At 51.2% G+C, this 328-nt stretch carries 1 protein-coding gene; it reads right to left on the bottom strand.

Annotation, left to right across the window (positions count from 1 at the left end):
• Positions 1 to 328, bottom strand: a 328-nt coding sequence (locus tag Q4563_RS18030; RefSeq protein ID WP_303605482.1) for an SIMPL domain-containing protein, incomplete at both ends; no start/stop codon positions are given.

The following is a 328-nucleotide window of genomic DNA, read 5'->3' as shown; positions in this document are numbered from 1 at the left end:
GGCATAAACGGGCTGATTGATACGTGAGCCGCTTTCGCTGATAGCCAGTACATCCCCCAGCTCACTATTCAGCGTAGTGGCCATCAAGTGAGCTTTGTCTTTGGCTTTTAACAAGGCGTTTTGTAATGCCTGGTTTTCCAGAGCATCACGATTGTCAAAACGGAACTGGCTCTGGCTGATGTGTACCAGCGGGTTCTGCATCAGTTGGTGGACCAGGTCACCGTAGTTGCCCAGATCACGCAGGGTAATTTCTATCCGGCGGGTGACCTGCTCGCCGGTATAGGTACGGCTTTTATCAATCCACTGGTATTGGGGGTAGTTCGAGATT

The organism is Gilvimarinus sp. 1_MG-2023, from assembly GCF_030548285.1.
This window is presented reverse-complemented; position numbering and strand designations above follow the sequence as displayed.